The following is a 9,582-nucleotide window of genomic DNA, read 5'->3' on the forward strand; positions in this document are numbered from 1 at the left end:
TGACGGCCAAGAATCCATTTGCATATGTGGCTTTAGGTTTCGTCCTGGGGAGGAGAAGCCGAGAGCACGAGCGCCTGTGAATCACATTCCGACTTGAATGAGGATTCTCGCTTACTTGCGGAAGGACAAACGGTGGCGATCTTAGAACTTTCCAATATTTCCAAGCACTTCGGTGCCATCCAAGCCGTCAACGACGTCTCGTTCTCGCTCGAAGCGGGCGAGGTGGTCGGGCTTATGGGGGACAACGGCGCCGGCAAGTCGACGCTGGTCAAGATGATCGCTGGCAATTTCTTGCCCAGTGAAGGGTCCATGCGGATGGAGGGGCAGAGCCTGGTCATGCACCGGCCGGTCGATGCGCGCCGGCACGGCATCGAAATCGTCCACCAGGACCTGGCGCTATGCAACAACCTGACAGCCGCTGCCAACGTATACCTCGGCCGTGAAATCCATCGCTGGTTCGGGCCCCTGCGCGTGCTCGACTATGGCACGATGTACCGGCGGGCCGGCGAAATCTTCGCGGAGCTCAAATCGGAAACCCGACCGCGCGATCTCATCCGCAACATGTCCGGCGGACAGCGCCAAGCCGTTGCCATTGCACGAACACGTTTGTCAGAGGCCAAGCTGGTGCTGATGGATGAGCCCACGGCGGCAATTTCGGTGCGACAGGTGGCCGAGGTGCTTAGCCTGATCCAGCGCCTGCGCGACCAGGGAGTCACGGTAGTGCTGATCAGCCATCGCATGCCGGACGTTTTCAGCGTCGCCGACCGGGTCATCGTGCTGCGGCGCGGTCGCAAGGTTGCCGATAAGCTCATCGCAAACAGTTCGCCTGAAGAAGTAACCGGGCTCATCACCGGCGCCATTGAAAAGGTCTAGGGCCCATGACAACCACACTTGATCAGACAATCGCGAAGAAGCAGCACAATTGGCGGTCCACGTTGCTCAAGAGCCAGACCTTCTGGGTGTTGATCGCCATCATTGCAGCATGCGTGTTCCTTTCACTGGCCACCGATTCGTTCGCCACCTCCAAGAACATCTTTAACATCACGCGCAACGTCACCTTCACCGCGATCATCGCGCTGGGTATGACGATGGTTATCATCATCGGGGGTATCGACCTGTCGGTGGGCTCGGTGCTGTGCCTGTCGAGCATGGTATTGGCGGTGACCATGCATGCCGGCTACGGGCTCGAGATTGGCGTTGTTGCCGCGCTTCTGACCTCGCTGGCGGTGGGGGGCTTCAATGGGGTACTGGTGGCCTATCTGGGATTTCCACCCTTCGTCGTGACTCTGGGAATGCTCTCCATCGCGCGAAGCCTGGCTATGGTTGCATCTAATAATACCGTGGTGTTCGAGTTCGGCCCAGATCATGATCGACTGCTCGATCTTGGGGGCGGGGCGTGGTTCCTGGGCATCGCCAATCCCGTGCTCTACATGGTCGGACTGGCGCTGATCGTGGGGTTTGTGCTGCGCTGGACCAAGTTCGGACGCCACCTTTATGCAATCGGCGGCAATGAGAACGCGGCGACGCTCACCGGCGTACCGGTGCGGCTGATCAAGGTTGCCGTCTACATGATTTCGGCCTTGTCCGCCGGTATTGCCGGCATCATCCAGACCGGCTGGCTGGGGGCGGTCACCACCAATATCGGGACGGGCATGGAGTTGCAGGTCATCGCCGCGGCGGTGATCGGGGGGGCCAGCCTTGTCGGCGGCGTCGGCACAGCCCTCGGCGCCTTGGTCGGCGCCGCGCTGATCGAAGTTATCCGAAACAGTCTGGGGCTATTGGGAATCAACGCCTTTTGGCAAGGTGCGTTCATCGGGGGATGCATCATCATCGCTGTCGGATTCGAGAGGGTGCGGCAGCTGCGATCATCCGACTAACGCGATGGGAGCCCCCTTGCCCAAAGGGGGCTCCGTCACTTCGCTCCGCCGTTGAGCCGGTCGATATAAGCGGGCAGCATCGGCACATAGTCCTTGGCACCGCCAGCGGCGATCGCCACGCCATAAGAGTTTTTGACCGCATTCCCAACCGGGTTGACCAGCCCCGCCCCGTCTGCCATCGCCTCAAGATAGCGCAGATCCTTGAACGCATTGGCCAAGCTGAACTTGTGTGCCTCACGATCACCCTCGAGTGTGAAGCGCATGAAGGTCTGGTAGAAGCCGCAATCCATGCGGCCACCCCGGATCACCTGATCGAGGCGATCTGCCGAAATCCCGACCCTGTCCGCCAGGGCCAGAGCTTCGGCGTAGATGGCGCCATAGCCCAGTGAAATGAAGTTGTTGAGCAGCTTCATGCGGTGTCCGTCGCCGACGCCACCGATATGGACGATCTTGCCAGCCCAGGTGCCCAGCACGGGCAAGACGCGTTCGAAAACCACATCCTCGGCGCCTACCATGGTATCGAGCGTACCATCCCAAGCCTCCTTGGGCGTGCGGCTGAGCGGCGCGTCGACATAGTCAATGCCGGCATTCTTGAGTTCTGTGGCAAGCTTGACCGTCGAGCTGGGGTCGGAGCTTGAACAGTCGATCACAACGGAACCGGCCTTGAGCGTGGCAGCCAGCCCTGCGGCACCGCGAACCAGCGCCTCGACTTCCGTCGAGCCGGTGACACAGAGGAAAACGATGTCGGAGCGGCCCGCCAGTTCGGCGACCGATCCGGCCTCGATCGCCCCGCGACCCTGCAAGTCCTCCACCGGCGCACGATTGGTGTGTCCCATCACCGTAAGGGCATAGCCCTTTTCCACGATGTTCTTGGCCATGCCATGACCCATCAGGCCAAGGCCGATGAACCCGATGGCGTCACGGGGGTGCGGAGCGTCAGACATGGTCATTCCTTCTCAAAACTATTTGGGATCGAAGCGTTGGCGCAGGACAGCAACCTGCTGTGAGGTGAGGGGTCGGATGGCACGCGTGCCGAGCAGCAGGAACAGGCGCGCCGTTTCCTCCAGCTCCTCGGTGGCATATTGGGCATTTGCGAGGCTGGTGCCGGCCACGACCGGCCCGTGATTGGCCAGTAGCACGGCATGGTGCGCGCCGCTGAGGGCACCCACGGCCTTTGCCAATTCGGCATCGCCCGGCGGCAGGTAGGGGACCAGCGGAAGCCGGCCTACCCTCATGACGTAGTAGGCGGTCAGCGGCGGCAAGACGTCGAGCGGGTCAATGCCCTCCAGCATGCTGACCGCCACCGAATGGGTCGAGTGGAGATGTACTACGGCCCGCGCATCCTGCCGCTGGCTATACATCGCCAAGTGCAGTGCACCTTCCTTAGTTGGTGCGTCGCCCCCGATGTGGCGGCCGGTGCTGTCGAACAGCGAGAGCCGCGCCGGGTCGAGATCACCCAAGGAGGCATTCGTCGGCGTCATCAGCCAGCCACCCTCATCGAGGCGAATGCTGATATTGCCGGTTGAGCCGAATGTCAGGCCACGCTCGAACAGGGATTTCCCAACCTTGACGATGTCGGTACGGGCCAGATTTTCAGCATGCCGAATGGAGTCAATCATCGAGCTTGTCCCACGCAGTCAAAAAGAAATCAGGGTCGCCAAAATTACCCGACTTAAGTGCCAGTGCCAGATCGGGCACGCCGATGCTGCGGGTCCAGGGAACGCCTGGCGCAATTTGCGGACCAATGCGGAGCGCCTGCGCGCCGAGCGCCGCCACCACCGCGCCCGAGGTTTCCCCGCCGGCAACGAGGAAACGCGAAAATCCTCTGTCACGCAGAATGACGCTGACCTCTGCCAGCAGGCTTTCCACCATCTCGCCTGCCCGCTCGATACCGAGGCTGTGCTGTACCACGCGGACAGAGGCAGGATCATCGCTAGAATAGACCAGCGCCGGTTCCTCCGCATTTTGGGCCACAATCCATTCGGCCACGCCGGCTGCATTCTGAGTGCCCGCGGCAATCTCGGCCGGCACGATGCGGAGCGCCGGCATGCGCGCGCCGATAGCTGCTGCCACTTGCCCACGGGTCGCCGCCGAACATGATCCGGCCAGGATGACCGAGCGACCAGCCGGCGCGGCCATGCTAGCGACTAGCGGCGTCGTGCCGATCTTTCCCTGCCGCCGAAAATTGTCTGGCAGACCCATGGCGATCCCCGAGCCGCCCGTGATGAGCGTCGCATCCGCCAGTGCTGTCCCCAGCACCCGCAAGTCCGCGTCAGCAACGGCATCGGCAATCATCAGTTTTTGCCCAACTGCTGCTGCTTCGTTCAAAGCTACCTGCACGGCGCGTGCTCCAGCGGCCACGACGTCCAGTGGCAGCAAACCCACCTTGCCGCGCGTCTGCCTTTGCAGGACCCGGACAAGATTGGCGTCCCGCATTGGCGTCAGCGGGTGGTCTTTCATCGGTGAGTCCGACAACAAGGAGTGCCCGACAAACAGATGTCCCTGATAGACCGAGCGGCCGGCCGCGGGGAACGCCGGACAGGCAATCGCAATCTCCGCCCCCAGGAGATCCAGCAGCGCTTCTGCCACCGGACCAATATTGCCGGCATCGGTGGAATCAAAGGTCGAGCAATATTTGAACAGAAGCTGCTCGGCGCCCGCTGCCAGCAACGCCCGCGCTGCAGCAAGGCTCATTTCAACAGCATCGCCAGCTGCAATAGTGCGCGACTTCAGGGCCACCACAACCGCCTCAGCATCGCCAAAATCGGTATTGCGGGGAGGTACACCGACAAATTGTACTGTTCTCATGCCGTTGCGGGCGAGCATCAGGGACAGGTCGGTCGCTCCGGTCAGATCATCGGCTATAGCGCCAAGCAGCATGTGAGGTTCCTCGTTTCAGGCCGTCGCGCCGGGCAGTATCTGGTAGCCCGTATCGATGATTTCGGTTTTTCCGGGCCGTTCGCGCTGCGCCAGCACCCGGTCAATAGCTGTTTTGCCAGTCAGGAACCGGTTGGACCGCATGGTCGAGAGCGGCATGGGCAGCGCCTGGCCGATATCGAGGCCGTTAAAGCCAAACAGGGCAAGGTCGTCCTTGGGCCGGATCCCTGCACCAAGGCAGTGGAACACTCCGCCGAGTGCCATGTCGTCATTGGAAAACACCACGACATCCGGTGTGGACCCGCGTGCCAGCAGCGCTGCCAGCGCGTCCCGCCCCGCCTGCGTCGAGCTCGGTCCGACGTTCCGCACGCTCTCCACCAGCGCGAGGCTTGCTTCCGCCAGCGCTGCCACCAATCCGTCGTGGCGCAGTTTGGCCCGGCGATCGGCCATCCAGTCATGCCCGACATAACCGAACCGCCTGTAACCACGGCCCACCAGATAACGGCCGCTGTCATGGCCTGCCTGCCAGTGCGAATGTCCAACAGCCAGATCAATCGGCGCGCTATCGATGTCCATCAGTTCGGCGACACGGACGGCGCTGTTATCGAGCATGGCTCGCGCTGCCGGAGTATGCTCAAAGCCTGCCAGCACCATAGCCTCTGGTCGCCAGGCCAACAGCGAGGCAATCAATTCTTCTTCAATGGCGAGGTCGTAGTCGCTGACGCCGATCACCGCCTGAAAGCCTGTCCCCACCAATGCCGCGCGGATGCCGCCAAGCACTTCCGGAAACACGATATTGGTGAGCGAGGGCACGATGACGCCAACCAGCTTGGAGCCAGAAGACGCTAGCCCACCTGCCAGTCGATTGGGGACATAACCCGTCTCGCGCACAGCCTGCAGCACGCGTAGGCGGGTGGCTTCGGCGATGGGCCCCGTATTGCGCAAAATGCGCGACACTGTGATTTCGCTTACGGCAGCGCGGCGCGCAACCTCGCTGAGCGTTACGCCCTGCCGCCGTCCTGCCAAACGCTTGCCAACCATGCAAGGACCGCCTTCTAGCTTTTGCAGTTGATTGACACCATGGCTGCCGTAGGGCAATTATCGTCTATAATGACAGCGCTACCATAGCCCCTATCCGCTGCTATCGGCAACCGGTGTTCGTCCGGTGCAGCAAATGAGGAAACCGACAAATGTCCGCAGGCACGACAAGCACGATAGCTATAATCGGCCTTGGCTCGATGGGGCTGGGTATGGCTCAGTCGGTGCTGCGCGCGGGCCATGTCGTGCGCGGCTATGACGTAACTCCCGCGGCAACTGCCGCTCTTGCGACCGCCGGCGGCGTTGTCGGCAGCAGCCCCGCGGATGCTGCCATGTCAGCCTCCATCGTAGCCGTTGTAGTGGTGAATTCGGCCCAGACCGAAACGGTGTTGTTTGGTCCAGCTGGCATTGTCCCGGTGATGCAGTCGGGCAGCGTGATCATCTCCTGCGCCACAATGGCGCCCGCTGTTGCCCGCGCACTGGCCGCGCGTTGTGCCGAGAGCGGCGTGCTCTACCTCGACGCCCCGATGAGCGGTGGTGCGGCCCGTGCCGGTTCGGGCGAACTCACCTTCATGGCTTCCGGAACCCCAGAGGCGTTTGCCGCCGCCCGCCCGGCGCTGGATGCGATGGCGGGCAAGGTCTACGAACTCGGCGACGAGGCGGGCATTGGCGCCTCGTTCAAGATTGTCAACCAACTGCTGGCCGGGGTGCATATTGCGGCCGCCTGTGAGGCCATCACTTTTGCCAGGAAGCTGGGTCTCGATATTGCCAAGGTCTACGAAGTAATTACCGCATCGGCAGGAAATTCCTGGATGTTCGAGAACCGTGTGCCCCATATCCTGGAAGGCGATTATGCGCCCAAAAGCGCGGTCAACATCTTCACCAAAGATCTGGGGATCGTTAGCGATATCGGTCGCGCCGAAACCTTCCCGCTGCCGATCGCGGCGTCGGCCCTGCAACTGTTCCTGATGACTGCTGCCGCGGGCATGGGGCGCGACGACGATGCCTCGCCTGCAAGGCTCATCGCCCAGATCACGGGTATCGACCTGCCCATGCGCAAGGACGCCTGAGCATGGTCAAGCTGGCCGCCAACCTAACCATGATGTTTAACGAACACGGCTTTCTCGACCGCTTTGCCGCTGCGGCCGATGCAGGGTTCACGGCCGTCGAGTTCCTGTTTCCCTATGACCATCCGGTCGACCAGATCGCCGAACGGCTGGACCGCAACAATCTGCAGCTGGCACTGTTCAACCTGCCGCCCGGAGACTGGAGTGCCGGGGAGCGCGGTATGGCCGCAGTACCTGCGCAGCGTAGTGCGTTTCCGGGATCGGTTGCGCTGGCCATCGAATATGCCAGTATTTTGAAGCCGGCACGCCTGCATCTTATGAGCGGGCATGGCCGACGCGATGATCCTGAGGCGGTCGCCGCCTATCGCGACAATATCGCGTTGGCCTGCGCCGCGTCCGCGCCCCTCGGCATCGATATCGTCATCGAGCCGATCAACAATCGGGATATGCCGGGCTATTTTCTCAACAATTTTGACTGGGCTGCCGCGCTGATTGAGCAATTGGGCCATCCCAATCTCAAGCTGCAATACGATATCTATCACCGCCAGATTTTGCATGGAGACGTGCTGACGAGCCTTGCCGCGCTCCTGCCAATTATCGGGCATGTGCAGATTGCGGCGGTGCCGCATCGGCACGAACCGGGCAGTGGCGAACTGGACGATATCGGCATCCTTCAGAACCTCGATGCCTTGGGCTACACCGGTTTTGTCGGCCTGGAATATCGGCCAATGGGCGACACGGTCGCTGGCCTCGTCTGGCGCGACCGCCTTACTTCGATGGAGAACCAATAATGAGCAAGCGCATCGTCTTTACTGGCGGCAGCGGCAAAGCCGGACGCCACGCGGTGCCTTACCTGCTCGACAAGGGCCACGACGTCCTCAACCTTGACCTCGTGCCGCTCGACCAGAAGGGCGTCAACACCGTGGTGACCGACCTGACCGATAGCGGGCAGGTGTTCAACGCGCTCTCGATGCATTTCGACATGGCAGAGTTTGCGTCTGGCATGGGGCCGGCGCCGGTGGACGCGGTTGTCCATTTCGCCGCCGTACCGCGCGTCCTGCTCAGGCCCGACAACACCACGTTCGCCGCCAACGTTGCATCGACCTACAATGTCATCGAAGCAGCGGTAAAGCTGGGGATCAAGAAGGTCATTATCGCATCCAGCGAGACCACTTACGGGGTGTGCTTCGCCGAGGGCGACAGGGATTTTCACAGTTTTCCGTTGACCGAAGACTATGACAGCGACCCGATGGACAGCTACGGCCTGTCAAAGGTCGTCAACGAAAAGACCGCTCGCGCCTTTGCCATGCGGAGCGGCATCGACATCTACGCCCTACGCATCGGCAATGTCATCGAGCCGCACGAATACACCATGTTTCCCGGCTTCCTGGCCGACCCGGCGTCGCGCAAGCGCAATGCCTGGAGCTATATCGATGCGCGTGATCTCGGGCAGATCGTGGACCTTTGCATTGCCAAGGACGGCTTGGGATACCAGGTGTTCAACGCCGTCAACAATGAGATCACGGCGAACACGCCTACCGTCGAATTCCTGCGCAATTGGGCCCCCAACTCCCCAATCACAGGGGAGATTTCGGGCTCGGAAGCGCCCATTTCCAACCGCAAGATTCGGGACGTTCTGGGTTTCGCGGAGCAACACAACTGGCGCAAATACGTGTAAGCACCTGGTCTGCGCGTTCTGATGTCCGCTCTTGGCGAGCAGTGCGTGTGCCCTAGGCGTCTGAAATGGAGCGCGCCGCTGACACCAAAGGACCCTTGCTTCCAGCGTCGACCGCAGGTGTGAACCTTTTCTCTGGTACTTCCCCTAAAAAGTAAAAGCTTGCGAACTGTAAGAACGCCAGCCGGACAATCATACCAACAAAGTCGGATGCACGCTTCGCACTGTCGAAAACAGCATTGCGCTCTGCCTCAAACTCACTGTCGCACATTGTGAGGGCTCTTGGCGCAATGAATGCACCGACACCAATGATCCTGTTCCAGACTCTTCGAAGCCAGCCCGTCTCACCCTCATTGGATTTGGCATGAGCATAGGCAGAGGCGCCGATTCTAGGCAGCCATTTGAACAGGTAAAGCTGCTACCCAAACGGCGCAACAGCCGCCTGCTACAACATTCCGTTAAGTATTTGGTTCGTTGATAAAAGTTAGTTGGCTGGGGAACTTGGATTCCGTGTGAGAATAGGTTCTTGCCGCAAGCCGTTGAAATTTAACAGGAAATTGAAGTCGCTACACGCTTGTGTGGAAGTTTGAGTGGCAGTCTGTGTGGAGGTTTTCACACAACAGATTAAGGGTCAACCTTCGCCCTCATGCCACGTTCGTTTAGGTATCGTTCAAGCACGGGATTACGTCGACGAGTTGGTCGGTGCGCTCGATGGAAAACACCTGTTCCGGCCCGGATGCGGCTATGTCTCTGAACGGACTCTCGTAGAGCAGTTTGGGATCCATGACGCCCTTATCTGTCAAATGCACGAACACTAGGTCGTGTTGACAAACTGGATTCCCAAAACGTCTTTGCTGTGATTCAAGACTGCTTTTTAGGAGGCGGTTTTGGCACGCGGGGATTTGTCGGACGCAGAGTGGCGGCTCATTGGAGAGCTTTTGCCGGCTGAACGAGGGCGCAAGTCCCGACCAGCGCAAGACAATCGCCGTTATCTGAACGGCATGCTCCATGTTCTGCGGGTTGGCTGCCCCTGGCGCGACATGCATGA

The 9,582-nt window shown here is 60.6% G+C and carries 10 protein-coding genes; 6 read left to right on the plus strand and 4 right to left on the minus strand.

Annotated features, from left to right (window positions below; genetic code table 11):
* Window positions 1-93: 93 nt before the first annotated feature.
* Window positions 94-873 (plus strand): ATP-binding cassette domain-containing protein, encoded by a 780-nt coding sequence (locus tag WH91_RS19565; protein WP_074797574.1) that lies wholly within the window; start codon window positions 94-96, stop codon window positions 871-873.
* A gap of 5 nt (window positions 874-878) precedes the next feature.
* Window positions 879-1,877 carry an ABC transporter permease gene (locus tag WH91_RS19570; RefSeq protein ID WP_046172683.1) on the plus strand — a complete coding sequence of 333 codons (999 nt, stop codon included), beginning with the start codon at window positions 879-881 and terminating at the stop codon, window positions 1,875-1,877.
* 35 nt (window positions 1,878-1,912) lie between these two features.
* Here the strand turns inward: WH91_RS19570 and WH91_RS19575 are convergent, their stop codons facing one another.
* The 4 genes from WH91_RS19575 to WH91_RS19590 are packed head-to-tail and all read right to left on the minus strand — an operon-like array spanning window position 1,913 to window position 5,795.
* On the minus strand, window positions 1,913-2,821 hold the full coding sequence (locus tag WH91_RS19575; protein ID WP_046172713.1) for an NAD(P)-dependent oxidoreductase: 909 nt from the start codon (window positions 2,819-2,821) through the stop codon (window positions 1,913-1,915).
* A gap of 18 nt (window positions 2,822-2,839) precedes the next feature.
* A complete protein-coding gene (otnC, locus tag WH91_RS19580) occupies window positions 2,840-3,496 on the minus strand; it encodes a 3-oxo-tetronate 4-phosphate decarboxylase (RefSeq protein ID WP_046172684.1) in 657 nt (218 codons plus the stop codon).
* Window positions 3,489-4,757 carry a 3-oxo-tetronate kinase gene (otnK, locus tag WH91_RS19585; RefSeq protein WP_046172685.1) on the minus strand — a complete coding sequence of 423 codons (1,269 nt, stop codon included), beginning with the start codon at window positions 4,755-4,757 and terminating at the stop codon, window positions 3,489-3,491. Before otnK ends, otnC begins: the two co-directional genes overlap by 8 nt.
* A 15-nt stretch (window positions 4,758-4,772) precedes the next feature.
* Window positions 4,773-5,795: a LacI family DNA-binding transcriptional regulator gene (locus WH91_RS19590; protein WP_046172686.1), complete on the minus strand. Its 1,023-nt coding sequence runs from the start codon at window positions 5,793-5,795 to the stop codon at window positions 4,773-4,775.
* Window positions 5,796-5,944: 149 nt separating this feature from the next.
* On the opposite strand from WH91_RS19590, the gene ltnD reads away from it, so the two are divergent.
* The 4 genes from ltnD to WH91_RS23765 form a co-directional block, all read left to right on the plus strand.
* Window positions 5,945-6,862 carry an L-threonate dehydrogenase gene (ltnD, locus tag WH91_RS19595; RefSeq protein WP_046172687.1) on the plus strand — a complete coding sequence of 306 codons (918 nt, stop codon included), beginning with the start codon at window positions 5,945-5,947 and terminating at the stop codon, window positions 6,860-6,862.
* A gap of 2 nt (window positions 6,863-6,864) precedes the next feature.
* The gene (otnI, locus tag WH91_RS19600; protein WP_046172688.1) at window positions 6,865-7,650 is read left to right on the plus strand and encodes a 2-oxo-tetronate isomerase; all 786 of its coding nucleotides are present in this window, start codon (window positions 6,865-6,867) and stop codon (window positions 7,648-7,650) included.
* Window positions 7,650-8,537, plus strand: a complete 888-nt coding sequence (locus WH91_RS19605) for an NAD-dependent epimerase/dehydratase family protein (RefSeq protein WP_046172689.1) — start codon at window positions 7,650-7,652, stop codon at window positions 8,535-8,537. The genes otnI and WH91_RS19605 overlap by 1 nt, the downstream gene beginning before the upstream one ends.
* Before the next feature lie 884 nt (window positions 8,538-9,421).
* A partial coding sequence (locus WH91_RS23765; RefSeq protein WP_144408352.1) for a transposase occupies window positions 9,422-9,582 on the plus strand: 161 nt, incomplete at its 3' end.

Source organism: Devosia psychrophila, from assembly GCF_000971275.1.
Classification (GTDB): Bacteria; Pseudomonadota; Alphaproteobacteria; order Rhizobiales; family Devosiaceae; genus Devosia; species Devosia psychrophila.